This window comes from Pseudomonas sp. URMO17WK12:I7 (assembly GCF_003269045.1).
In the GTDB taxonomy this organism is placed as follows: Bacteria; Pseudomonadota; Gammaproteobacteria; order Pseudomonadales; family Pseudomonadaceae; genus Aquipseudomonas; species Aquipseudomonas putida_J.
On sequence record NZ_QLTL01000008.1, the window covers coordinates 210027 to 235608 of the forward strand.

21 protein-coding genes are annotated in these 25582 nt (G+C 63.8%); 7 read left to right on the forward strand and 14 right to left on the reverse strand.

The window, feature by feature from the left end:
• Positions 1-90 precede the first annotated feature (90 nt).
• From cobG to H040_RS13255, 6 genes are all read left to right on the forward strand, one after another.
• Positions 91-1422 (forward strand): precorrin-3B synthase, encoded by a 1332-nt coding sequence (gene cobG / locus H040_RS13230; protein ID WP_027920802.1) that lies wholly within the window; start codon positions 91-93, stop codon positions 1420-1422.
• On the forward strand, positions 1415-2041 hold the full coding sequence (locus H040_RS13235; RefSeq protein ID WP_027920803.1) for a precorrin-8X methylmutase: 627 nt from the start codon (positions 1415-1417) through the stop codon (positions 2039-2041). Before cobG ends, H040_RS13235 begins: the two co-directional genes overlap by 8 nt.
• The gene (locus H040_RS13240) at positions 2038-2772 is read left to right on the forward strand and encodes a precorrin-2 C(20)-methyltransferase (protein ID WP_027920804.1); all 735 of its coding nucleotides are present in this window, start codon (positions 2038-2040) and stop codon (positions 2770-2772) included. Before H040_RS13235 ends, H040_RS13240 begins: the two co-directional genes overlap by 4 nt.
• On the forward strand, positions 2760-4466 hold the full coding sequence (cobJ, locus tag H040_RS13245) for a precorrin-3B C(17)-methyltransferase (RefSeq protein ID WP_027920805.1): 1707 nt from the start codon (positions 2760-2762) through the stop codon (positions 4464-4466). Before H040_RS13240 ends, cobJ begins: the two co-directional genes overlap by 13 nt.
• Before the next feature lie 329 nt (positions 4467-4795).
• Positions 4796-5248, forward strand: a complete 453-nt coding sequence (locus tag H040_RS13250) for a hypothetical protein (RefSeq protein WP_155954359.1) — start codon at positions 4796-4798, stop codon at positions 5246-5248.
• A 71-nt stretch (positions 5249-5319) separates the two neighbouring features.
• On the forward strand, positions 5320-5976 hold the full coding sequence (locus H040_RS13255; RefSeq protein WP_143512519.1) for a hypothetical protein: 657 nt from the start codon (positions 5320-5322) through the stop codon (positions 5974-5976).
• Here H040_RS13255 and H040_RS13260 read toward each other — a convergent pair.
• From H040_RS13260 to prmA, 8 genes are all read right to left on the reverse strand, one after another.
• On the reverse strand, positions 5973-6569 hold the full coding sequence (locus H040_RS13260) for a MarC family protein (protein ID WP_027920807.1): 597 nt from the start codon (positions 6567-6569) through the stop codon (positions 5973-5975). The two genes, H040_RS13255 and H040_RS13260, sit on opposite strands and share 4 nt — an antisense overlap.
• 166 nt (positions 6570-6735) lie before the next feature.
• The gene (locus H040_RS13270; RefSeq protein ID WP_027920808.1) at positions 6736-9504 is read right to left on the reverse strand and encodes a hybrid sensor histidine kinase/response regulator; all 2769 of its coding nucleotides are present in this window, start codon (positions 9502-9504) and stop codon (positions 6736-6738) included.
• Between the two features lie 144 nt (positions 9505-9648).
• Positions 9649-10944 carry a phosphoribosylamine--glycine ligase gene (gene purD / locus H040_RS13275; protein WP_027920809.1) on the reverse strand — a complete coding sequence of 432 codons (1296 nt, stop codon included), beginning with the start codon at positions 10942-10944 and terminating at the stop codon, positions 9649-9651.
• A 181-nt stretch (positions 10945-11125) separates the two neighbouring features.
• On the reverse strand, positions 11126-12733 hold the full coding sequence (gene purH / locus H040_RS13280) for a bifunctional phosphoribosylaminoimidazolecarboxamide formyltransferase/IMP cyclohydrolase (RefSeq protein ID WP_027920810.1): 1608 nt from the start codon (positions 12731-12733) through the stop codon (positions 11126-11128).
• Positions 12734-12813: 80 nt separating this feature from the next.
• Complete coding sequence (gene fis, locus H040_RS13285; protein WP_008093076.1) at positions 12814-13134, reverse strand: DNA-binding transcriptional regulator Fis; 321 nt, start codon at positions 13132-13134, stop codon at positions 12814-12816.
• A complete protein-coding gene (gene dusB, locus H040_RS13290) occupies positions 13131-14144 on the reverse strand; it encodes a tRNA dihydrouridine synthase DusB (protein ID WP_027920811.1) in 1014 nt (337 codons plus the stop codon). The genes fis and dusB overlap by 4 nt, the downstream gene beginning before the upstream one ends.
• 208 nt (positions 14145-14352) lie before the next feature.
• Positions 14353-15672 (reverse strand): DUF3426 domain-containing protein, encoded by a 1320-nt coding sequence (locus H040_RS13295; protein WP_027920812.1) that lies wholly within the window; start codon positions 15670-15672, stop codon positions 14353-14355.
• Between the two features lie 42 nt (positions 15673-15714).
• A complete protein-coding gene (gene prmA / locus H040_RS13300; protein WP_027920813.1) occupies positions 15715-16593 on the reverse strand; it encodes a 50S ribosomal protein L11 methyltransferase in 879 nt (292 codons plus the stop codon).
• Positions 16594-16802: 209 nt separating this feature from the next.
• Here prmA and H040_RS13305 point away from each other — a divergent pair, with 209 nt between their 5' ends.
• Positions 16803-17300: a hypothetical protein gene (locus H040_RS13305; protein WP_027920814.1), complete on the forward strand. Its 498-nt coding sequence runs from the start codon at positions 16803-16805 to the stop codon at positions 17298-17300.
• 84 nt (positions 17301-17384) lie between these two features.
• Here H040_RS13305 and accC read toward each other — a convergent pair whose 3' ends face one another.
• The 6 genes from accC to H040_RS13340 all read right to left on the reverse strand — a co-directional run bounded on the left by accC (position 17385) and on the right by H040_RS13340 (position 25535).
• Complete coding sequence (accC, locus tag H040_RS13310) at positions 17385-18740, reverse strand: acetyl-CoA carboxylase biotin carboxylase subunit (RefSeq protein ID WP_009685761.1); 1356 nt, start codon at positions 18738-18740, stop codon at positions 17385-17387.
• A gap of 17 nt (positions 18741-18757) precedes the next feature.
• Entirely contained in the window at positions 18758-19219 is a 462-nt protein-coding gene (gene accB, locus H040_RS13315) for an acetyl-CoA carboxylase biotin carboxyl carrier protein (RefSeq protein ID WP_027920815.1), read from the reverse strand.
• A 100-nt stretch (positions 19220-19319) separates the two neighbouring features.
• Positions 19320-19772 carry a type II 3-dehydroquinate dehydratase gene (aroQ, locus tag H040_RS13320; RefSeq protein WP_027920816.1) on the reverse strand — a complete coding sequence of 151 codons (453 nt, stop codon included), beginning with the start codon at positions 19770-19772 and terminating at the stop codon, positions 19320-19322.
• Between the two features lie 179 nt (positions 19773-19951).
• Positions 19952-21733 (reverse strand): protein-disulfide reductase DsbD, encoded by a 1782-nt coding sequence (locus tag H040_RS13325; RefSeq protein WP_027920817.1) that lies wholly within the window; start codon positions 21731-21733, stop codon positions 19952-19954.
• Positions 21734-21952: 219 nt separating this feature from the next.
• On the reverse strand, positions 21953-23914 hold the full coding sequence (locus H040_RS13330) for a methyl-accepting chemotaxis protein (protein WP_027920818.1): 1962 nt from the start codon (positions 23912-23914) through the stop codon (positions 21953-21955).
• Positions 23915-24155: 241 nt separating this feature from the next.
• Entirely contained in the window at positions 24156-25535 is a 1380-nt protein-coding gene (locus tag H040_RS13340; RefSeq protein ID WP_027920819.1) for a diguanylate cyclase, read from the reverse strand.
• Between the last annotated feature and the right edge of the window lie 47 nt (positions 25536-25582).

Genomic DNA, 25582 nt, shown 5'->3' on the forward strand with positions numbered 1-25582 from the left:
CGCTGTTGATGCTCGACCACCGGCTTTTCATGCCGCCGGACAAAGCAGGCATAATACCGCGCCTTCTACACTCAAGCGCATTTTCAGCGATTGCCGGACGCCCCTTTGACGCCAGCCAACACGCCCGTAGCCTCACTCCGTCCCTCGGCCTGCCCGGGGTTGTGGCGCATCGTCAGCGCCCGTGACGGTGGCATATGCCGTATCAAGCTGCCCGGCGGCTTGCTGCTGGCCGACCAGGCCGAGGCGGTGGCGGCGGCAGCCGAGCGCTTCGCCGGCGGAGTGATCGAGGCCACCAACCGTGGCAACCTGCAGATCCGTGGCATTGGCAGCGATCATGCGGGGCTGGTCGAATGCCTGTTGGCTGCAGGGCTCGGGCCACGTGATGCGGCCAGCGACGATGTGCGCAACCTGATGCTCAGCCCGCTGGCCGGGCATGACCCGGCCATGCTGCTTGATGTCCGTCCGTTGGCCGGGCAAATCCTCGACCTGCTGCAAGGCACGTCGCGCTTCCATCAGCTGTCGGCCAAGTTCGCCGTGCAACTGGACGGTGGTGAAGGCGTGGCAATGCTCGAACACCCCCACGACCTGTGGCTCTCGGCACTGCGCCTGGAGCAGCGTGACTGGCTGGCATTCGGCCTGGCCAGCTGCCCGGCCGACGGCCAGGTAATGGGCGCAGTGCCGCTGGAGCAAGGGTTGGGGCTGGTGCGTGCGGTGCTCGATCGCTTCCTCGATCTGGCCAGCCCTGAACAGTCGCGCATGCGCCAGTTGCTGCAAGATTGCCCGGCGGATGCGTTCATCAACGGCCTCGGCTTGCAGATCCGCCGCGATGCGGCCGTGCTCGAGTGGCAACGCAAAGTCAGCCAAAGCCCATGGCTGGGTGCCGTGACGCAACAGCAGGGCATGGCGTTGGGCGTAGCGCCGCCGCTGGGCCGGCTGTCGCCCGCCATGTTGCGCGGGGCTGCCCGGGTGGCCTGGCAGTGGGGTGACGGCAGCCTGCGCCTGAGCCCGTGGCAAAGCCTGATGCTGACCAACATCGCCGCTGCCGGCCTCGACCAGGCCCGTGTCGAGCTATCGGCGCTGGGCCTGCTTTGCCAGCCTGCCGAGCCCTTGGCGCGCATGGTCGCCTGCACTGGCAGCAGTGGCTGCGCCAAGGGCCAGGCCGAGACCAAGGCCGATGCCGTCGAGCTGGCGGCGCTGCTGGGCAGTGGCGCGCCAGTAAGCGTGCACCTTTCCGGCTGCCCGCGTTCCTGTGCCGTGGCCCATGTCGCCGCGGCCACTTTGCTGGCCCGTTCACCGGGCCGCTATGACCTCTATTTGCGTGACGCGCACCTGCCGGGCCTGGGAGCCCTGCGCGGCACCGACCTTACCTTGAATGAAGCAGGCGCCATGCTCGCCCTGCCGACGGAGCACCTTGATGATTGACTACATCCGCGATGGTCAGGAGATCTATCGCAATTCCTTCCGGATCATCCGCGAGGAAGCCCGGCTCGAGCGGATTCCCGCAGACCTGGAAAAGCTCGCCGTGCGCGTGATTCATGCCTGCGGCATGGTCGATGCCATCGACGGCCTGCAGTTTTCCGCAGGTGCTGGCCGTGCCGGTCGTGAAGCCTTGGCCCATGGCGCGCCGATCCTCTGCGATGCACACATGGTTGCCGAAGGCATCACCCGTGCGCGCCTGCCCGCCAATAACCAGGTGATCTGCACCCTGCGCGACCCAAGCGTGCCAGGCCTGGCCAAGGACGCCGGCAACACCCGTTCTGCCGTGGCCCTGGAGCTTTGGCGCCCGTACCTGGAAGGCAGCGTGGTGGTGATCGGCAATGCCCCGACCGCGCTGTTCTACCTGCTGGAGATGCTCGATGCCGGTGCACCTAAACCTGCGCTGATTCTCGGTTTCCCGGTCGGCTTCGTGGGTGCCGCCGAGTCCAAGGCGATGCTTGCCGCCGACAGCCGCGGCGTGCCGTTCGTGATCATGCAGGGCCGCCTGGGCGGTAGCGCGATGGCCGCTGCCGCGGTCAATGCCCTGGCCACGGAGGTGGAATGATGGCGCCGCGCGGACGTCTTCTAGGCCTGGGCGTAGGCCCCGGCGACCCTGAACTGATCACCGTCAAGGCGTTGCGCCTGCTGCGCGAGTCGCCCGTGGTGGCGTATTTCGTGGCCAAGGGCAAGCGCGGCAACGCCTTCGGTATCATCGAGGCCCACCTGCAAGCCGAGCAGACCCTGCTGCCGCTGGTGTACCCGGTGACCACCGAGGTGCTGCCTGCGCCACTGTCCTACGAGCAGGTGATCAGCGATTTCTACGATGAGGCTGCCGTGCAGGTGGCCGAGCATCTGGATGCCGGTCGCGATGTGGCCGTCATCTGCGAAGGTGATCCGTTCTTCTACGGCTCCTACATGTACTTGCACGACCGCCTGGCCCAGAAGCATGAGGCCGAAGTGGTCCCGGGCGTCTGCTCGATGCTCGGCGGCGCCTCGGTATTGGGCGCGCCGCTGGTGTATCGCAACCAGAGCCTGTCGGTGCTGTCGGGCGTGCTGCCTGCCGAAGCGCTCAAGCGCCGCCTGGCAGATGCCGATGCGGCTGTGATCATGAAGCTGGGCCGCAACCTCCCCAAGGTACGCCAGGTGCTGGGCGAACTGGGCCTGGACGGGCGCGCGTTGTATGTCGAGCGGGCGACCATGGCCAACCAGAAGATCGTGCCGCTGGATCAGGTAGACCCGCAGTCGTCGCCATACTTCTCGCTGATCATCGTGCCGGGGGAAAAATGGCAGGGCTGAACAGTCAACAGGCGCCGGCCATCGTCATGCTTGGGGCCGGCAGCCTGGTCACGGCGCAGCGTATCCAGCAGCGTTATCCACAGGCGATGATTCATGGCCTGCGTGGCCGGGTCGAGGGCGCCGATCAGTATTACGACGGATTCGGCGATACCCTGCGCGCGCTGTACCAGCAGGCCACGCCGATCATCGCGCTGTGCGCAGCCGGTATCGTCATCCGCAGCCTGGCCAGCCTGCTCGATGAGAAAGGTGCAGAGCCGCCCGTACTGGCCGTGGCCGAGGACGGTAGCGCGGTGGTGCCGCTGTTGGGTGGCCTGAGCGGGGTCAACGTCATGGCGCGTGAACTCGGCGAGGCGCTGGGTGTGGCAGCAGCGATCACCACCAGCGGTGAACTGCGCTTCGGCACCTGCCTGCTCAACCCGCCAGAAGGCTATGCCCTGGCGGACCTGGAGCAGGGCAAGCGTTTTGTCTCTGATCTGCTGGCCGGTGAAAGCGTGCGTATCGAGGGCGATGCGCCCTGGCTTGCACAGGTGCAACTGCCGGCCAGTGACGCGGCCCGGCGTACCATCCATGTCGGCTGTGACGCACGGGAGGCCAGCCGTGATGAGTTGCTGATCCACCCGCGGTCCGTGGTGGTGGCTCTGGCTGCAGGCGGCCCCGGGCTGGCCGAGCAGGTGCGTGGCGCCTTGCGTGAGGCCGGTATCGCCGAGCCCTCGCTGGCTTGCCTGCTGGTCGCCGATCAGGCGATGGCCGAGCCTTCCTTGCACGAGGCCGCAGCGGAACTGGGCGTTGTGCTGCGCTTTGCGGCAATGAACGGCACGCTGGCCAGCATGGTGGCCGAGGCTTTGCCCGAAGCCCGCCTGGTCGAGCGGCCGGGCCTGGTCATCGCATCGGCCGCACTGCCGGTCGACACGGCTCGCCTGGGTCGCAAGCGTGGCCGCCTGGCGGTGATCGGCCTGGGGCCTGGTGCTGCCGAGCTGATGGTGCCGGCGGTAAAGGCCGAGCTGGCGCGTGCCGAGGACATTCTCGGCTACGAGACCTACGTGCGCATGGCGGGGCCGTTCCGTGATGATCAGGTGCAGCACTGCACCGACAACCGTGAAGAGATGCAGCGTGCCCGGCATGCCTTCGAACTGGCGGCCCAAGGCCGTTCGGTGGTTGTGGTGTCTTCGGGCGACCCGGGTGTGTTCGCCATGGCGGCGGCGGTGCTCGAAGCCCTGCATGAGGCGAGCGACCCCGCGTGGCACCGCGTCGACCTTGAAATCCTGCCGGGCGTCTCGGCTTCGCTGGCGACCGCCGCCCAGGCCGGTGCGCCGCTGGGGCATGACTTCTGCGTGATGTCGCTGTCGGACAACCTCAAGCCTTGGTCGATCATCGAAAAGCGCCTGGACCTGGCGGCCCAGGCGGATCTGGTGCTGGCCTTCTACAACCCGATCTCCAGATCCAGGCCGCATCAGCTCGGTGTGGCGCTGGAGGTGGTGCGCAGGCACCGCAAGGGGAGCACGCCGGTAGTACTTGGTCGCGACATTGGTCGGCCCGGGCAGACGCTCAAGGTCGTCACCTTGGCAGAGCTGCAGCCAGACATGGTCGACATGCGCACCATGGTGCTGGTCGGCTCGTCGCTGACCTGTACCTTCGCGCGCGCCGATGGTGGGCTCTGGGCGTACACGCCGCGCTGGTACGGTGCCAAGCCCTGATAGGCCGGAAGTGTTACACGGCAGGCAGCGCCCGTCGTGACAGGTAGGTTTGCAGCTGGAGTTCGAAAGACTCCGACTGCACACCATCCTGGAGATACAGCAATGACCGAGAACGCAGAAAAGCAAACCCTTCAACTACTGGCCGACCAGAACCTGTTCGTTTCACTGACGAGGTTCCCGAAACAGTACGGGAGGCGGGCAGGAGTTGCCATGCACTGGCCAACCAGGCTGCGAACAAAAAGCAACACCCGACCCGGCAGACCGAAGCCTGGTTCGATGAGTACCTGAGGATCATGGGGGCAACCGGTTGGACCACCCTAAAGTATGAAGTGAACAAGGTCACTGAAACCGGGGCATACGTGGAAATGAGCAACCTGCTGGGGCAGGGGCTGCAGGCGGCGTATGGTGCGTCTACCGGTGATATCAAGCAAAGCATCAAGGACCTTGGCGGGGCGATTGTGGAGGCGTTGAAAGATGCCGAGACCATCAAGTTGCTGGATATCCGAAGCCGCGAAGATGATCGGGTAAGTATCAGCGTATGCAAATGCTCCCAATCAGCTGGCGGGGAAGTGGTCATGCTGGTTTGTGCATTACAGAGCGATGAACTGCCCAACCGCAAAGGTGAAACGCTACTGGGCAGGTGGGAGCACAAGGGCACTGTGACTTACGCCTGTGCCGCAGCGTTGAGCTTCAGCAAGCGACAGTATGAAGGTGCACGTGATTTGATCGACCAGAAGCTCAATAGCGCTGCACGCCAGATTCTGGCTGAAATCGACCTTTGACCCTCAACGCAGGGGGGTGTCGCCCTGGCTGACACCGTCCAAGCCGACTTGCGCTTCAAGGACGTCTGCCCATGACTGATTCGAGCTCAGCAATGGCCTGTGGCAAGGCTGTCGAAACCAGCCTCCTGCCGTTCGCCGCAAATGTCGATAGCGAGGCCCGTGAAGACATTCTGCTGGTGATCCGCTTCGCACATGCCGTGGCCACTCAGGAAAAGACTGAGGGCCTGAACCCCGACTGGTTCAACAATTACCGACGCAAGCTGCAATTCCTTGGCTGGGATGCCACGCCACCACCGCTGTTCCAACAGCCAGTTGCTTTGCGTCAGCAGGTCATCGAGATGACATTGCAGCAGATCGGGCAGGTGGGCTCGCCCGAGCACCTGCAAGAAGCCGAACGCTTTGTGCTGGGCCTGCAAAAGGACCGTGAACTGATGGGGCGGGTTGAAACCCGAATGAGGGAAAACAACACGATACAGTTTCAGCTGATGCCTTGTGTGCGTCGCTCGGGGGACTACTACGAAATGGTGTTGTACCAGATGCAGTTGCTTGCACTGGAATCCACCCAGCACTTCCTCTTCGTCAAAGGTGATTTGGGCATGACGCTGACAGGGCAGAGTACCGAATTGATCCGTTTCAACTTGCGGCTGTTCCGTGAGCAATTCAAGCTAAAAATACTAGCGGGCGTTAGTTCGGCAGCGCATCAGCAGATTCTCGATATCCAGCTCTAGGGCACCAGGTAGCCCTTGATCCCGGTGAAGATGATCTGCGCCGCCAGGGCGCAGACGAACAGCCCCATCAGACGGCTGACGATTTGCAGGCCCTGGTCACCGAGCAGTTTTTCGATGCTGTGCGAGAGGTACAGCACCAGGCCTACGGTAAAGCTGGCCAGCGCGATGCTGACGATGGCCAGCAGCTTTTCGTCCCAGTGTGGCTGGCCCACGCCCATGACCAGCAGTGCACCAATGGTGCCGGGGCCCACGGTGAGCGGAATGGTCAGCGGCACGATGGTCACGTCCTGCTGCACGTTATCGGCCTGCACGGCCGGTTTGCCCTGGGCCATGCCCAACGCCGAGATGAACAGCACGCTGCCGGCACCGATTCGGAAGGCGTCGGCAGTGATCCCGAAGATGCCGAAGATCACCCGCCCGAACAGATAGAGCAGCACGCTGGCCACCAGGGCGGCGAAGGCGACCTTCCAGGCCAGTTGTTTGCGCTCTTTGCTGGAATGACCGCGCGTCAGGCTGATAAAGCACGACAGCACGAAGAACGGGCTGTAGAGCACCAGCATCTTCAGGTAGACACTGAACAACTCATGGAGCATGGGATGATCCTTGAGGGATAAGGGTTGTGTGTAGGAGCGGCCTTGTGTCGCGAAAGGGCCGCAGAGCGGCCCCGGCAATTTCGGCAGCGAAGCTGAAAACCTGGTACCGCTACGCACCCCTTTCGCGACACAAGGCCGCTCCTACACTGAGCGACCGGTTTGATCACTAGGTGTGCGCAGGGTCTGCCTTGGCTTCGCGTTGGTTGGCCCAGTACTGGATCAACTCGCGCAACTGCGACAGCTCCACCGGCTTGGCCATGTGCCCGTCCATGCCGGCCAGCCGCGCGCGTTCCTTGTGCTCTGCCAGTATATGCGCGGTGAGCGCCACCACCGGGGTGCGTTGGCGCTGGTTGCTGGTTTCCCAGGCACGCAGCTGCTGGGTCGCGGAGAAACCGTCCAGCACCGGCATTTCGCAGTCCATCAGCACCAGGTCGTAACGCTGCGCCTTCATCGCCTGCAAGGCCTCCTCGCCGTTGCTGGCGGTATCGGGCTCCAGGTTGAGCTTGCCAAGCATGCCGCGGATGACCTTGGTCGAGATGCTGTTGTCTTCGGCCACCAGTACGCGGAAGTCGTTCGGCAACTCAAGCACACCAGGTGCGCCGGGCAGCGGCGCCGGGACGGCCTGCTCGCGGCCGCGCTGAGCCAGTTCTTCGGCCAGGGTGGTCTTCAGCGTATAGCCGGCCACCGGCTTGGCGAGAATGCGCTTGACCCCGGCATTGCGCGCGATGACCTTGCTGGGCGCGTTACTGATGCCGGTGAGCATCACCACCAGGATGTCGTGGTTCAGGCTCGGGTCTTCCTTGATCTTGGCCGCCAACTGCATGCCGGTCATGCCGGGCATGTTCTGGTCGAGCAACACGGCGTCGAAGTAGTCGCGCAGGTGCGCCTTGGTGCGCAGCAGGGCCAATGCTTCCTTGCCGGACGGCACCGCACTGACATTCATGCCCCAGGCGCTGCACTGCTGCACCAGCACCTTGCGACAGGTGTCGTTGTCGTCCACCACCAGCACCCGGGCGTCGCGCAGTGGGCCGTCGAGGTCTGCCGGCGGCTGCTCAAGGCGTGACGGGTCGAGCGGCAAGGTCAGCCACAGGGTGTTGCCCATGCTGGTACTGCTCTTGATGCCGAACTCACCTTGCATCAGGCCGATCAGCTGCTTGGCGATAACCAGCCCAAGGTGGCCGCCGAGCTTGTTGCTGGAGAGGAAGTGGTGGCTATGCAGTTCGGCCTGCAGCAGGGCTTCGCGCTCGGCTGCTGGCAGCGGCTCGCCACTGTCCTGCACGGCGATGCGCAGGCGGGGGATTTCGCCACGCTGGTCCAGTGCCACCACCAGCAGGATCTCGCCCTGCGAGGTGTTCTTGAGGGCATTTTCCAGCAGGCTCGACAGCGCCTGGCGCAGGCGTGTCGGGTCGCCACTGATGACCCGCGGCACTTGCGGCTGGGTGAAACTGATCAGCTCGATGTTCTGCTGCTCGGCCTTGGCGCGGAAAATGTTCAGGCAGTCTTCGATCAGGGCGTTGAGGTCGAATTGCACGTCATCCAGTTCGATCTGCCGGGATTCGAGCTTGGAGATGTCGAGAATCTCGTTGATCAGTGTCAGCAGCTCGTTGCCGGCACTGTGGATGGTCTGTACATAGTCGCGTTGCTTGACCGACAGCGGAGTGCCGAGCAGCAGCTCGGTCATGCCCAGCACGCCGTTCATGGGGGTGCGGATTTCGTGGCTGATCTTTGCCAGGAACTCCGCCTTGGCGTTGATCTCGGCGTCGCTGGCAGCCAGGGCACGGCTGGCGCTGAAGCGTTCTTCGCTCATGCGCCGCAGGCGCTCACTGACGGCCAGGTTGAGCAGCAGGCCACTGGCCACGGTCATGCCCAGAAGGATGCACAGCAGCCAGGGCGTCGAGGCACGAGTCAGGCCGAGCAGGGCGGGCAGCAGCACCAGGCCGCCAAGGTTGAACACCAGCATGGCGATGGTGAACAGCCGTGCAGGCGCATAGCCCTTGTACCAGTGGTAGCTGCTGGCCAGCAGCATGGTCACGCTGCCGATGGCCAGCAGGGCATAGGTCATCAGGTTGAGTGGCAGGGTGTCGACGAACAGCAGGATCAGCCCGCTGACCGCCGCGACCAGCATCTCGCCCTGCAGCAGGCGGTTGAGCCGCGGTGAGTTGCAGGGTGAGAAGAAATGCTGGGTGAAATACAGCCCCGACAGCCCTGCCAGCACCAGGGTCAGGTAGGCGGCCGGGGTTTGTGCGCTGTGCCACAGGTGCCACCAAGGGCCGCTGAGGTTGAGCAGGATCAGGCCGCTGAGCATCATCAGGCCGTGATACAGGGCCAGATACAAGGTGGTGCTGGAGCGGGTGTAGAGGAAGCGGATCAGGTTGTGCAGGATGAGCATCACCAAGCCGCCGAACAGCATGCCGAACAGCAATGGCTGGCTATGGTCGGACGCGGCTACCGCTGCGGACTCCAGGCTGATGGCCGGGCGCAGTTGGTGCTCCGAGACCAGGCGCAGGTAGATGTCCAGTGGATGCTGGCTGTTGGGCAAGGGTAAAACGTGGTCGCTGCCGCGCAGGGTCGGGCTGGCGTTGCCGGCCTGGCGCCCATGGTGCAGTTGGCGCAGCAGCCTGTCGCCATCCAGGGCATAGAGGTCGAGGCGGGACAGGTCGGGGGCGAAGATGCGCAGCAGTTGCTCTTGATCGCCCGGTTCCAGGCGGTAGTGCAACCACAGGGCCTGTTCGGCCGGTGCGGCATCGAGCTCGGCAAGGGTGGTTGGGCTGAACTGGCTGCGGTAGCGGTCGGAGCGCACGTCGCTCAACTGCAGGTTGGCCTGTTCATCGAGCAGAACGGACCAGCCTCCGCCTTGTTCGGCCGAAGCCGGGAACAGGCAGAGCAAAGTCAGCAAGCTGACGATCAGAGCTGTGGCAATCCGAAGCCGACGCACTACGAGATCCCTTCCTAGCCGATATGCCAGATACTAACTATGCGCGGCGCGCCAAGCCGAAGGCAAGGCCCCGCAGGGCCCTGTCGACGAGCCGGATACCGCAGGCGCAAAGTGCCTTGGCGTGCTGCGGCAACCCGGTACAACTTACTGCTGGTGTTCACCGCGCTCGCGGGCAATGGCCCGGTAGCCGATGTCGGTGCGGTAGAAACTGCCGTTCCAGCTCACTTCCTTGGCCAGGCGGTAAGCCTGTTGCTGGGCATCGGCAACGCTCGCACCCATGGCGGTGGCACAGAGCACGCGGCCGCCGTTGGTGACGACCTGGCCGTCTTTGAGCGAAGTGCCGGCATGGAACACCTTGCCTTCGATCTTGGCCGCAGCATCCAGGCCGTTGATCACGTCACCCTTGGCGTAGTCGCCCGGGTAACCGCCTGCAGCCAGCACCACGCCCAGGCTCGGGCGAGGGTCCCACTGCGCTTCGACCTTGTCCAGGGCCTTGGCGAAGGCGGCTTCGACCAGCAGCACCAGGCTCGACTCCAGGCGCAGCATGACCGGCTGGGTTTCAGGGTCGCCGAAACGGCAGTTGAACTCGATGACCTTGGGGTTGCCCGCCTTGTCGATCATCAGGCCGGCATACAGGAAGCCGGTATAGACGTTGCCTTCTTCGGCCATGCCACGCACGGTCGGCCAGATCACCTGGTCCATCACGCGCTGGTGAACGTCCGGGGTGACCACTGGGGCTGGCGAGTAGGCGCCCATGCCGCCGGTGTTCGGGCCGGTATCCTGGTCGCCGACGCGCTTGTGGTCCTGGCTGGTGGCCATTGGCAGCACGTTGTGGCCGTCGACCATGACGATGAAGCTGGCTTCTTCGCCGTCGAGGAATTCTTCGATGACCACGCGCGAACCGGCTTCGCCAAAGGCGTTGCCGGCCAGCATGTCACGTACGGCGGCTTCGGCTTCTTCCAGGGTCATGGCGACGATCACGCCCTTGCCCGCAGCCAGGCCGTCGGCCTTGATCACGATCGGTGCGCCTTTTTCCTGCAGGTAGGCCAGGGCCGGCTCGATCTCGGTGAAATTCTGGTAGTCGGCAGTGGGGATCTTGTGACGCGCCAGGAAGTCCTTGGTGAAGGCCTTGGAGCCTTCCAGCTGGGCTGCGCCCTTGGTCGGGCCGAAGCAGTCCAGGCCGCGGCTGCGGAACAGGTCGACCACGCCGATCACCAGGGGGGCTTCAGGGCCGACGATGGTCAGGTCGACGTTCTTTTCGGCGAAGTCAGCCAGTTGCTCCAGAGCGCAGACGTCGATGGCGACGTTCTCGCACTTGGCTTCGATGGCGGTGCCGGCGTTGCCCGGGGCAACGAAGACTTTCTCGACGCGTGGGTCCTGGGCGACTTTCCAGGCCAGGGCGTGCTCGCGGCCGCCGCTGCCGATGATCAAAACTTTCATGTCAAAACCTCTGTTTGGCGGTGAACCTCGCCCCCGTGTAGGCGCGGCCTCGTGTCGCGAAAGGGCCGCAGAGCGGCCCCGGGATTTCTGCTGTGTTGCAAAAACCGGGGGGCTGCTGCGCAGCCCTTTCGCGACACCAGGCCGCTCCTACCGGGGGCCGAGGTTCGCCCGACCGGCTTAATTAGTGGCGGAAGTGGCGCATGCCGGTGAAGACCATGGCGATACCGGCTTCATCAGCAGCAGCAATCACCTCGGCATCACGCATCGAGCCACCCGGCTGGATCACGGCGCTGATACCCACTTTAGCCGCATTGTCGATACCGTCACGGAACGGGAAGAACGCGTCCGAAGCCATGACCGCACCTTGCACTTGCAAGCCGGCATGCTCGGCCTTGATCGCAGCGATGCGAGCGGAGTTGACGCGGCTCATCTGGCCGGCGCCGACGCCGATGGTCTGGCGCTGCTTGGCGTAGACGATGGCGTTGGACTTGACGAACTTGGCCACTTTCCAGGCAAACACCAGGTCGTGAATCTCTTGCTCGGTCGGGGCACGCTTGGTGACGATCTTCAGGTCATCGGCGGTGATCATGCCGATATCGCGGCTCTGCACCAGCAGGCCACCGTTGACGCGCTTGAAGTCCCAACCGGCAGCGCGCTCGGCTGGCCACTCGCCGCACTCCAGCAGACGCACGTTCTGCTTGGCCGCCACCACGTCGCGGGCAGCCTGGGAGATTTTCGGCGCGATGATCACTTCGACGAACTGACGGTCGACGATGGCCTGGGCGGTTTCGCCGTCCAGTTCGCGGTTGAAAGCGATGATGCCACCGAACGCGGACTCGGTGTCGGTGGCGTAGGCCAGGTCGTAGGCCTTGCGGATGCCGCCTTCGTCTTCAGGCACAACGGCGACGCCGCACGGGTTGGCGTGCTTGACGATGACGCAGGCCGGCTTGACGAAGCTCTTCACGCACTCCAGCGCGGCGTCGGTGTCGGCCACGTTGTTGAACGACAGTTCCTTGCCTTGCAGCTGGACAGCGGTGGAAATGCTGGCTTCGCCTTTCTTCGCTTCAACGTAGAACGCCGCGCTCTGGTGCGGGTTCTCGCCGTAGCGCATTTCCTGGGCCTTGACGAACTGGCTGTTGAAGGTGCGTGGGAATTCGCTGCGTGCGGAGGTCGAAAGGGTCTCTTTGGCCTGGTCGATGGTGCCCATGTAGTTGGCAATCATGCCGTCGTAGGCGGCAGTGTGCTCGAACGCCTTGAGCATCAGGTCGAAGCGCTGGGCGTAGGTCAGGCCACCGGCCTTCAGGCCTTCCAGCACGCCGGCGTAGTCGCTGGCGTTGACTACGATGGCGACATCCTTGTGGTTCTTGGCAGCCGAACGGACCATGGTCGGGCCGCCGATGTCGATATTCTCGATGGCGGTCGGCAGGTCACAGCCCGGCTTGGAAATGGTGGCTTCGAACGGGTACAGGTTGACTGCAACCAGGTCGATCGGCTTGATGCCGTGCTCGTTCATGATGGCGTCGTCGGTGCCGCGGCGGCCGAGGATGCCACCGTGGATCTTCGGGTGCAGGGTCTTGACCCGGCCATCCATCATTTCGGCGAAGCCAGTGTAGTCGGCCACTTCCACCGCGTTCACACCGTTGTCCTTGAGCAGCTTGTAGGTGCCGCCGGTGGACAGGATCTCGACACCGAGCTGTTGCAGCTCACGGGCGAATTCGAGGATACCGGTCTTGTCGGAGACGCTGATCAGGGCGCGGCGGACTGGCAGGCGGGTAGTCTGGTCGGTCATTTCGGGTTCCAATAACGCGGTGGAGTCAGCAAAAAAGGCGTCTCTTCGCAGAGGCCGCCTTTTCTGATTGGGATTCTGGCTTACAACAAGTCGTACTGCTTGAGCTTCTTGCGCAGGGTGCCACGGTTGAGCCCGAGCATCTCACTGGCCTTGGTCTGGTTGCCCTTCACGTAGTTCATCACGCTTTCGAGCAGGGGCGCCTCGACTTCGGAGAGCACCAGGTTGTACACGTCGGTGACGGTCGCGCCTTCCAGGTGTGCGAAGTAGTTGTGCAGCGCCTTCTCGACGCTGTCGCGAAGGGTCTGGCCCTCTTCGCTCGGCGTGTTGAGGTGCTGTTTGAGGTTGGCGTTGTCGCTCACGGGCGTTGTTCCACTCACTAATGTCTCAGTCATCATCGTCATGCGGCCACCCCTTGTCCGTCCTCTGTCTCAAGGCTCTGTCGACGTTCGCTGAAGTACTCGCGAACGTTGGCGCACTGCGCTTGTGTGTCTTCCAAAGCGTTGAACCGGGAGCGAAACTCCTTGCCGCCGGGTCGTGTTGCCAGGTACCAGCCCACGTGCTTGCGGGCGATACGTACGCCCATCACATCGCCATAGAAGGCATGCAGCGCGGCCAGGTGCTCCAGCAGGATGCGTTCCACTTCGTCTAACTGCGGGGCCGGCAAATGCTGGCCAGTCCCCAAAAAATGTTCGATCTCGCGAAAGATCCATGGCCGCCCCTGGGCAGCCCGGCCAATCAGCAAGCCGTCGACCCCGGTGGCATCCAGCACCGCCCGGGCCTTTTCTGGCGAAGTGATATCGCCATTGGCGAAAACCGGGATCGACACCGCCTGCTTGATGGCAGCGATGGTGTCGTATTCGGCTTCGCCGGTGTACAGGTCGGCGCGTGTACGGCCATGCACCGCCAGCGCCTGGATGCCGGCCTGTTCGGCGATCTTCGCCACGTTCAGGCCGTTCTTGTTCGCCCGGTCCCAGCCGGTGCGGATTTTCAGCGTCACCGGAACGTCCACCGCGCCGACCACGGCGTGGAGGATTTCGGCGACCAGAGCTTCATCTCTCAATAAAGCAGAGCCTGCAGCTTTGTTGCAGACTTTTTTTGCCGGGCAGCCCATGTTGATATCGATGATCTGGGCGCCTGCCTCGACGTTGGCCCGGGCTGCTGCTGCCATCATCTGCGCATCACCACCGGCGATCTGCACCGAGCGAGGCTCGGGATCACCTTCATGGATGCGGCGCAGGCTGGACTTGCGGCTGTTCCACAGGCTCATGTCGCTGCTGACCATCTCCGATACCACCATGCCTGCGCCCAGACGCTTGCAAAGTGTTCGGAAAGGCTGGTCCGTGACCCCGGCCATGGGCGCGAGGATCAGGTTGTTGCGTAGTGTGTATGGGCCGATGCGTACCGCCGACATAGGTGTTCCCTGTTGTGGGGCCGAATCATTGGAGTCCGAAAAAGGGTTGGCATGATACCCGCTCTCGGTGACCGGATAAAGAAGGATTTGGATAAATTCTGTACAGCTGCCGGCTTATGCCATTGTGCTGCAAGTCGCACGCTTCAAGCTGCAAGAGGGGGCAGACCGGCTATCGGGTTCTTGCCGCCTGTTGCTTGCAGCTTGCAGTTCATTCGGGGGAGCGGAAACTCAGGCTGTAGTTCACGGCCTTCGGGCCTGGGTCGAGAATATCCAGAGCGATGTGGATCGGTGTCTGGCTGGGCATTTCACCGCGCCCGGCCAGTTCGCCCGACAGGTACTCGCTAGGTTTGAAGCGACGGCTGGCAATCAGTTGCCCATTGAGGTCGGCGAAACGCAGCTCCAGCAGCGGGAACGGCTGGGCAAACGGTGCGCGGTTGTAGATGATCGCATCGACGATGAGCGCACCTTTGAAATCCGGGTGGCTGCGCACGACCAGGTTGCTGCTCTTGATCCGGCCGATATCGACGCGGGTAGGCACTTCGCAGCCCAACATCGGGCACATTTGCAGGAAAATCGGCCGGTACTGGTCCTGGCGGGCCAGCTCGTCGAAGTGGAACCACACGTACTGGAAGGCCAGCAGGCCGGCAGCCAGCAGGGTCAGGAAACCCCACAGCAGGCGCTTGCCCCAGTTGGGCTGCGGTTTCTCCCAACCCAGTTGCAGCGGGTCGTCGACCACGTCGACCAGCGGCTCCTTGCGCGACGGGCGCTCGGGCTTGGCGGCAAAGCCGGGCTCCAGGCGTTCGCCGGGCATTGGCTCGAGCGGGTCGTCATCGCGGGCCGACAGATGGAGGTCGGTGTCGTCGTCATTACGGGCGCTCAGGCCCTTTTCGTGGATGACATCGTCATCGGTCTCGTCGAACTGCTGCGCAGGTTCCGGCTCGGCAGCACGTTGCGCGGGCGGTTCGTCGTCGAGGTCGAGGTCCAGGCTGCCACCGAGGGTCGGCTCGGTACGATCACCAGGCTCGGGCTCCAGTGGCCGCTCGTCCAGCAGCACCGGCGCCGGCTCGTGGGCCGCAAGCGGCTCATGACGGTCGTCGGTAGCGGTGCCGAACAGTTCGTCGCCAGCCTCATCGGCAGCCGGTTCGTCGCGGCGGGCCTGCAAGGCATCGGCCTTGGCGTCCGCGCGCGGTTCGCCAGGCTCGCCACGGCGTTCCAAGCGGGCGAGCTCCTGGTCCAGGTCGAGCTCATCAAGCGCCTGGGCGGTAATGGCCCAGTCTTGTTTCTCGACCGGCGTGGGCTCGCTGGCGACCGGTTCTGGCGCCGCGACCGGTTCGACCACCGCAGGCGGTGCTGCTGCGGGGACGACGCTGGCCCCGGCACGGTTCTGCTCCAGCAACTGCTTGGCTGCATTGAACACCTGCAGGCAGTGCCCGCAGCGCACGACGCCGCGAGCCACGCTCAACTGGTGATGGGTGACGCGAAAGCTGGTCTGGCAATGCGGGCACTGGGTGACGAAACTGTCGGTCATGCGGCAATCCGGGAGCTGTGCAGAGAAGTATTCTAGGCCCGCTTAGCGGCGCCGACCACTGATGCGCACCCAGCCGTCGCGCACGACGATCGGGTCCAGGTCGAAGTCGGCGGCGTAGGCGGCGGCCACTTCCTCACCCTGTTCGGCGAGGATGCCCGACAGCGCCAGCAGGCCGCCTGGGCGAACCAGGCCGGACAGCTGCGGCGCCAGCGAAACCAGCGGGCCCGCGAGGATATTGGCGACCAGCACGTCGGCCTGCATGGCGGGCATGTGCTCGGGCAGGTACAGCGCCAGCTTGTCGTCGGCGATGCCGTTGCGCTGGGCGTTGTCACGCGAGGCTTCGATGGCCTGTACGTCGATGTCGGTACCCACGGCCTCGCGAGCGCCCAGCAGCAGGGCGGCGATGGCGAGAATGCCCGAGCCGCATCCGAAGTCCAGCACCTGGGTGCCTTGCAACTGCTGGCCGTCGAGCCATTCCAGGCACAGGGCGGTGGTCGGGTGGGTGCCGGTGCCGAAGGCCAGGCCTGGGTCGAGCAGCAGGTTGACTGCGTCCTTTTCCGGGGCATCGTGCCAGCTCGGCACGATCCACAGGCGCTGGCCGAAGCGCATCGGCTGGAAACCGTCCATCCAGCTGCGTTCCCAGTCCTGGTCCTCGATTACCTCGGCCTGGTGCTCGGGCAGTTCGGCGCCGGTCAGCAATTGCAGGTGGGCGAACACCGCTTCAGGCTCGGCGTCGGCTTCGAACAGTGCCAGCAAGTGAGTGTGCGACCACAGCGGGGTGGTGTTGAGGTCGGGTTCGAAGATCGGCTGGTCTTCGGCATCCATGAACGTGACCGATACGGCGCCTACTTCGAGCAGGGCGTCTTCGTAGGTTTCGGCTTGTTCCGGGCTGATGGCCAGGCGTACTTGCAGCCAAGGCATGGCGGGCACCTTTGGTAAATCTGACAGGGGCAGCCCGAGGCTGCGCGAAGGCTGGCAGTTTACGCGAGTGCGGGGGGTTTGTAGAGCAGGCCGGACAGGCAGTGGAGGATGATCAGCGCTTGCACAGGAACCCAAGCAGTATTTATCCCTTGTCGCGCGCTTGAGGGCACTAATTTGTAGCGCCTCTTCAATGACTCGGGTGTCTGGACATGATCGAAAACGATGACTTGCAACAGCGACTGTTCCAATGGAGCGAGGCCTTCACTGCCAGCCTGCAGTCTCAGGCCACTTTTATGGACGTTCTGGACGAACACCTGGCGGTCGGGTTTCAAACGCTGATGGGGGCAGCCATTACACCTGGCCAGCTTGCCGTTATGCGAGGGGCTGCTCTAAACCGAGAAGATGAAGCCTGGCGGGCTGAAATCGCAATCGACCAGCATGACGTGGCCGAGATCGTTATAGAGAGTGTGCGCAGCCGGTTGCTGCATGCCTATGAAGATTATCTGCTGCGGCACTGGCAGGGCAGGCCGAAAGACCTTGTCGACGTATCGTCCTATGACAAACGTATTGCGCAATTACTGAACGCACATGTGCAGCAGCTCGGTGAGTTTCTGGACGCAAACACGGAGATTGATGTTTTTCTCGACCTGCAGGCCAAGTGGTGGAAGCAGCAGCCCATGGAGGTGCTTCCTACAAGCGAGCGCTGACGCTGTGAGGGTCGTGAGCCCGTCGTGAGGGCCAATAAAAACCCCGGCACTGGGCCGGGGTTTTCATGCATCACGCTAACGCGATCACTCCTGGTTGGCCAGTTTGTGCTCGAGGTAGTGGATGTTCACGCCGCCTTTGCAGAAACCTTCATCACGCACCAGGTCGCGGTGCAGCGGGATGTTGGTCTTGATGCCATCGACGACGATCTCGTCCAGGGCATTGCGCATGCGTGCCATGGCTTCGTCGCGGTCCTTGCCGTAGGTGATCAGCTTGCCGATCAGCGAGTCATAGTTCGGCGGAACCGAATAGCCGCTGTACAGGTGCGAATCGACGCGTACGCCGTTGCCGCCCGGGGCGTGGAAGTGCTTGACCTTGCCTGGGCTCGGAATGAACTTCTTCGGGTCTTCGGCGTTGATCCGGCACTCCAGCGAGTGGCCACGGATGACCACGTCTTCCTGGCGGAACGACAGCTTGTTGCCAGCGGCGATGCTCAGCATCTCCTTGACGATGTCGATACCGGTGACCATCTCCGACACCGGGTGCTCAACCTGCACACGGGTGTTCATCTCGATGAAGTAGAAACGGCCGTTCTCGTACAGGAACTCGAAGGTACCAGCACCGCGGTAGCCGATTTCGATACACGCATCAACGCAACGCTTGAAGACTTCCTGACGGGCCTTCTCGTCGATGCCTGGGGCTGGGGCTTCTTCCAGCACCTTCTGGTGACGACGCTGCAGCGAGCAGTCGCGGTCGCCCAGGTGAATGGCGTTGCCCTGGCCGTCGGACAGCACCTGAACTTCCACGTGACGTGGGTTGGTCAGGAACTTCTCCAGGTAGACCATCGGGTTGCCGAAGGCGGCACCGGCTTCGGTACGGGTGAGCTTGGCCGAGGCGATCAGGTCCTCTTCCTTGTGCACCACGCGCATGCCGCGGCCACCACCGCCACCGGCGGCCTTGATGATCACCGGGTAGCCGACGTCACGGGCGATCGCCAGGGCGACCTCTTCGTCTTCCGGCAGCGGGCCATCGGAGCCCGGTACGGTTGGAACGCCCGACTTGATCATCGCGTCCTTGGCCGAAACCTTGTCGCCCATCAGGCGGATGGTGTCGGCTTTCGGGCCAATGAAGGCGAAACCGGACTTTTCCACCTGCTCGGCGAAATCGGCGTTTTCCGCGAGGAAGCCGTAACCCGGGTGGATCGCGGTGGCGCCGGTGACTTCGGCGGCAGCGATGATCGCCGGGATGTGCAGGTAGGAATCCTTGGACGATGCAGGGCCGATGCAGACCGACTCGTCTGCCAGGCCCAGGTGCATCAGTTCACGGTCGGCGGTGGAGTGCACCGCGACGGTCTTGATGCCCAGCTCTTTGCAGGCACGCAGGATCCGCAGGGCAATTTCCCCACGGTTGGCGATCAGGACTTTTTCGAGCTTCCCAGACATCGTTGGCTCTCCGCGATTCAAACGATGGTGAACAGCGGCTGGTCGAACTCAACCGGCTGGCCGTCTTCCACCAGGATGGCGTCGATGACACCGCCGACATCGGCTTCGATGTGGTTCATCATCTTCATGGCTTCGACGATGCACAGGGTGTCGCCTTTCTTCACGGACTGACCGACTTCTGCGAAGTTCGGCGAGGTCGGCGAAGGCTTGCGGTAGAAAGTACCGACCATCGGCGAACGGATCACGGTGCCTTTCAGGGCTGGTGCAGCAGCAGCGGTTTCAGCGGCTGGAGCAGCGGCGGCAACTGGAGCTGCGGCAGGCGCGGCAGCCATTGGCGCAGGTGCGTAGAACTGCTGTGCAGCCGGGGTCTTGCTGTGGCGGCTGATACGGACCGACTCTTCGCCTTCCTTGATCTCCAGCTCGTCGATGCCAGACTCTTCCAGCAGCTCGATCAGTTTCTTGACTTTACGGATATCCATTAATCATCAACTCCCAAAGGTTCGGTCAGGGGGCGAAATTTAAAAACGTATCTGAACGTTTCTCTCTAACCCCGGCCCACTGAGGCCAGGGTTTTCGTTATCAGGGCTGTGCGTTGGCAGCCAGTTGTTCCAGTGCAGACTCCAGCGCCAGGCGATAACCGCTGGCGCCCAGGCCGCAGATCACTCCTACGGCAACATCAGAAAAGTAGGAGTGGTGACGGAACGGTTCGCGTTTGTGCACGTTGGACAGGTGCACTTCGATGAATGGGATGCTCACCGCGAGCAATGCGTCACGTAATGCGACGCTTGTGTGGGTGAAAGCAGCCGGATTGATCAGGATGAAGTCCACACCCTCGTTGCGTGCGGCGTGAATACGTTCGATCAGTTCGTACTCGGCATTGCTCTGCAGGTACTGCAGATGATGGCCAGCGGCGCGGGCACGCTGCTCCAGGTCCTGGTTGATCTGGGCCAGGGTCACGGCGCCGTAGTGGCCCGGTTCGCGAGTCCCGAGCAGGTTCAGGTTGGGGCCGTGAAGCACCAGTAGGGTTGCCATCTGCGGTTTCCTTGGATTTGTAGGGCAATTCGACACAGCGCGGCGAGTGTGCCGCAAAGCGACGGCAAGTGTCCAGTTCCCGGCAATAGCCAGCACGTTGCCCGAGGTTCGCGCGAAGTATGTGACCAAATAATTAAATCTGGTCACTCATTTGGAGAAAATTCCCCGCACGCGGGAAGTTATAGACCGAGTTTGCTGCGCACGCGCGTCAGAATCTGTGCAAATTCCCCGGCGTTTATCTCGCCAATCACCCGATCGGTGGTCATTTCGCTGCCGTTCGCAGCAAAGAACAGCAGCGCTGGCGGCCCGAACAACTGATAGCGGTCGAGCAGGGTGCGCTGTTCGGCGCTGCTCTCGGTGATATCGAAGCGCAACAGCTTGAAGGCGCTCAACTGGCCCTGAACCTGCGGTGCATTGAGCACGTCGTGCTCGATCACCTTGCAGCTGATGCACCAGTCGGCGTACCAGTCCAGCAGTACCGGCTGGCCGGTGGCCTTGGCTTCGGCCAGGGCAGCGTCCAGCGCGGCTGGTGTGGTCACTGTTTGCCAGGCGCCTGATGTTGCCGCCGTCTGGCTGCTGGCGCTTGCCACTCCGGGGGCTGGCAATGGGCGCAGCGGATCGCCTTGGCCATTCAGGGCGCCATACCAGCAGGCCAGGGCATAAACCAGCAGTGCCAGGCCCAGCAGTTGCGCCAGCCGTTGGCGTGGTGTTTTGACCACGAACTCCAAGGCACCGAGGAACAGGGCCACGCCAGCCGCCAGGAAGCCGACCAGCAGCAAGGTTGCCGGCCCCGGCAGCACGCGGCTGAGCAGGCCGATGGCCAGGCCCAGCAGCAACACGCCAATCGCGTTTTTCACGGTGTTCAGCCAAGGGCCGCTCTTCGGCAACCAGGTTGCGCCCCCCGTGGCAATCAACAGCAAGGGTGCACCCATGCCAAGGCCCAGGGCGAACAGCTTGAGCGCGCCGCCCACGGCATCGCCGCTGGCGCTGATGTACAGCAAGGCACCGGCCAGCGGCGCTGACACGCAGGGCGAGACCAGCAGGCTGGAGAGCACGCCGAGCACCGCCGCACCGAGCAGCGAGCCGCCCCTGGTATGGTTGGCGACGTTGTTCAGGCGGTTGCTCAGGGCTTGTGGCAGCTTCAGTTCGAACAGGCCGAACATGGCCAGGGCGAACACCACGAAGAACAGCGCGAACGGCACCAGCACCCAGGCCGACTGCAGGCGTGCCTGCAGGTTCAGGCCTGCGCCGAACAGGCCCATCAGCGCGCCGAGCACGGCGAAGCTGGCGGCCATCGGCAGCACATAGGCCAGCGACAGGGCCAGGCCGCGCAGGCCGCCAACCTGGCCACGCAGGACCACGCCGGAGAGGATTGGCAGCATCGGCAGTACGCAGGGGGTGAAGGTCAGGCCGACCCCGGCGAGGAAGAACAGCAGCAGCGACTTCCAGTTCCAGCCCGGTTCACTGCCTGCTGGCAAGGCAGTGTCTGCGGCGGCACCTTCGCCATCGATACTCAGTCGCTCGGTTTCGGGCGGGTAGCAAAGCCCCTTGTCGGCGCAGCCCTGGTAGCCCACCAGCAGGGTGAAGGCGCGGGCGTCTTTGCGCGGGATCTCGATGTCGAGCACACCGTGGTACACCTCGACGTCACCGAAGAACTCATCGTGCTTGGCTTCACCCTTGGGAATATTCGGCGTGCCCAGGGCGATTTCTGCCGGTTCCGTACGGAAGTGGAAGCGGTGGCGGTACAGGTAGTAACCGTCTGTGGCAACGAAGCGCAGCTTGAGCGTTTGCGCGTCGGCCTGCACCAGGCTGAGCTTGAAGGCTTCGTGCACCGGCAGGAAGTCGGCGTTGTTGGACAGCGAAGCGGCGCCGAGGGTGGCGCTGGGGCGGTTGTCGAGCAGGCCCGAGGCGAAGGCAGGGCTGGCCAGCAGCAGGAACAGCAGGAAAAACAGGCGGCGCATGGCGGACTCGCGAGGTGGAACGTGGCCGCATGATAACGGAGTTGGCGGTGGTTGAAAGGGTGGGGAGGCTGGAGGGCGACACATGGCCGCTGGGTTTTGCATTGCCCGTGCCGGCCCTTTCGCGGCTAAAGCCGCTCCCACAGTGTCGTCACTGGATTCGAACTTTGTGTGGTCCCTGTGGGAGCGGCTTTAGCCGCGAAGAGGCCGGTATTGGTGGACTCAGACCCTGAAAGCCCGCACCGCCTTGCTCAGCTCCCCGCCAAGGCTCAGCAGTTGCTCACCCTGCTCACGCCCTTCACCAATGCGTTGCAGGTTGTCTTCGCCCAACTCGTGAATCCGCTCACTGTGATCTCGTATCTCGCTCACCGCACCACTCTGCTGCGCCGTGACATCGGCAATGCGTACCGCCGTATCGGCAATCGTGCGGATTGCGCTGACGATCTCATCCAGCGCGCCATCGGCGGCCTGGGCCTGGTCGGCAGTGGCTTCGGCATGTTCGAGCTGGGTACGCATCCCGGCCACCGACTCCCGCGCCGCCTGCTGCAGGCGGTCGATCAGGGCCTGGATCTCACCGGTTGCCCCGGTGGTGCGCTGTGCCAGTGAACGCACCTCATCGGCCACCACCGCAAAGCCACGGCCCATCTCACCTGCACGGGCAGCTTCGATGGCAGCATTCAGTGCCAGCAGGTTGGTCTGTTCGGCGATCGAGCGGATCACCGTCAGCACGCCGCCGATGGTGGCTGACTCCTCGGCCAACTGTTCGATCATTCGCGCATTGCCCTGCACCTCGTCGACCAGCGCACGCAGCCCCGACAGGCTCTGGCCGATCACCGTCTGGCCCTGTTCCACCGCACGCCCGGCATCGCGGCTGGCATCGGCGGCAGCGCTGGCGTCGCCGGCCACTTGCTGGATGGTTGCCTCCAGCTCGCCGAGTGCATCGCGAATCTGCCCGGTATCACCGGCCTGGCGCTCGGCGCCGTCATGCAGGGCGGCGCTCATCCCGGCCAGTGCGTGGCTGCTGCCGGCAACCTGCTCGGCGTTATGGCGGATGGTGCCGACCAGTTCCACCAGGTACTGGCGCAAGCGGTTGAGCGATTCCTGAATGTCGTGCAGCTCACGATTGGTCTTGCCCAGCGCTATGGGGGCGGCGAAGTCGCCTTCGGCCCAGCGCGACAGGGCTGGGACCAGGCTGGTCAGTGTTCGGGCCAGGCGCCGCTGCAAGGTGTCGATGAGCAGGGCGATCAGCAGGATCAGGCCGATCATCAACCCCTGCATGATGCGTACTTCGCCGGCAATCTTCGCGTGCTGGCCGCGTACTTCCGGCTCCAGGCCGGCGATGGCCTGTTGCACGGCTTCCAGCCGCTGGTGGGTGCTGGCGGCCAGGGCCGTGCGCCGTTCAATTTGCTCGCGGGTGCGCTGCAGTTCGGCGGGGTAGCGGTTGAGCAGGCTTTGCAGCTCACGCTTGAGGCCGACTGCCACGTCTTCCTGTTGCTCGCTGGCCTCGGATTCCAGGCCCATCATGGCGGCGAAGTCGTCGGCGTTGGATTCGGTGGCACGGGTCACGCCCAGCAGCGGCAGGCCATCGATGACCTGGGCCTGGGTGCGGATCCGTTGCAGCTCGCGCTCGACTTCGTCGGCCAGTTCGGCGCGGCCGCTGCTGACCAGTTTGTCCCGGGCCAGCGACAGGCGCCCCAGGTGCACGCTGGCGTCGAGCAGTGGCAGCAGGTAGCGGCTGGCTTCGCTACTGCCGCTGTCGCGGGCATAGGCGGCCAGCTGTTCGAAGTTGGCGCCCAGCTCGCGTTCGGCCTGCAGCAGCAGGGCCTGTGGGTCGCCGGCCAGCTTGCCGGCGGCGAGCAGTTCGTTGGCGGTGAAGGCCTGCAGGGTGTCCAGGCTCGGGCGCAGTTTGCCGGCGAGCGCTGGTGGCCAGTCGGTCAGTGAGGCTTCGAGCTGCTTGTTGGCCTCGGCGGCTGCAGCGTGGCGCAGGGCGTCGCCACTGCCCAGGTAGGCCTGGATGTTGCGCGCTGTCTGGTTCTGGAACTGCTGCGACAGGCTCAGGTAGCGCTCCATCAGTTGATAGGGCCGCTCCAGGGCGCGTTGCGACCACCACAAGGTCGCAGCCAGGGCGATACACACAGTCACCAGTAAGAGGGTGTTGAAATTGGTCAGCCACTTCAGGCGCATAGCCGCGAACTTCCTGCGGGGGAGTGGAGGTAGGTGGCTGAAGTTATTGCGGTTTCATGACCAGGTGATGACGACATGGGGCTGGCGCCCAAAAAAGTGGCACTGTGCCGCTATCCCTTTCTCCGGTGCTGGCCCTTTCGCGGGTAAACCCGCTCCCACAGGGATATTACAGAGTATGGGGCAGCGATCACGCTGTGGGAGCGGGTTTACCCGCGAAGAGGCCCGCACAGGTGGCAACAATCTAAGGCTCGACGCGGACCACGCAGTTACGCCCGGCATGCTTGGCCCGGTACAACGCTTCATCTGCGGTACTGGCCATGCTCAGCGCATCCAGCGCTTCGTCCAGCTGAACCACCCCGGCACTGAACGTGCACTGCAGATCCTCGGGCTGCGCCGGGTAGAGCATTTCGGCAAAGCGCCGGCGAATATCGTCAAGCACCTTGTGCGCAGCTTCCAGCGAGGTGTTGGGCATGACGATGGCGAACTCCTCGCCACCATAGCGGCCAATGAAGTCGGTCTTGCGCAGGCGTTGCTTGAGGAACAGCGCCAGGCTCTTGATCACCCGGTCGCCCATCGGGTGGCCGTGGCGGTCGTTGATCTTCTTGAAATGGTCGATGTCGAGCATGGCGAAGCTCAGCGGCTGCCGTTCGCGGCGGGCACGGTAGCTGCAGTCTTCGAGCAATTGCAGGATGTGGGTGTGGTTGTACAGCCCGGTCAGGCTGTCGCGGACCATGCGGGCCTTGAGGTGGCGGGCACGCGCGGCGCGGTTGCGCACAGTGGTTATCAGGTGCCGCGAGCGGATCGGCTTGGTCAGGAAGTCGTCTCCGCCTTCGCTCATGGCATCGAGCTGCTTGTTCAGGTCGTCCTCGGCGGACAGGTAGATGATCGGTACGCTGACGTAACGGTCATTGTGCCGGATCACCTTGGCCAGCTCTGGGCCCGAGCACGTTGGCATGTACAGGTCGAGGATGATCAGGTCGGGCTGGAAGTCGGCAAGCTCGGCCATGGCGCCGATCGGGTCGTTCAGGCTGCGGGTCAGCATCCCGGCACTGGCCAATACCCGTTCGGTATGCAAGGCCTGGGTGCGTGAGTCGTCGATGATCAGCACGCGCAAGGGGTCTTGCTGTGCGTGGCTGGTCATGACTTCGAGTTTTTCCAGCAGGCTGGAGGCTTCCAGCGTGCCGGTCAGAAACGCCTGGCCGCCAGCGCGCACCGCAGCCAGGCGGGTCGGCGTATCGGCTTCGTGCAGGCTGAAGAACAGCAACGGTATGGGCTGCTCCCGGCCTTGCTGCGCCATTGCCGCCAGCGGCAAACCTGCACCGGCGCCGGCGAAATCGACATCCATGACGATGGCTGCCGGAGGGTGCTCGGCCAGTGAAGCCAGAAAGGCACTGGCGCAGGGCTGCGGCTGCGCGCTCAGGCCGAAGAATTCCAGCTGCTGGGCGAGGCGCTCGGCGCGCTCATGGTCGTGCAGCAGCAGGTAGACCGGTTTGCGCACAGGTGGCAATTCCAGCTGATCGGGCTGGTCGCCATGGCGCAGGCGCGTGCGCGACAGGCGTTGCAACAGCTGTTCGAGCTCCTGCGAGAGGCGCTTCTGGCTCGGCTCTGCGGCTTGGGTCATGTCCTGGCTACTTATTAGTGGGCTATGCAGGTTCGATGATGGCTGTA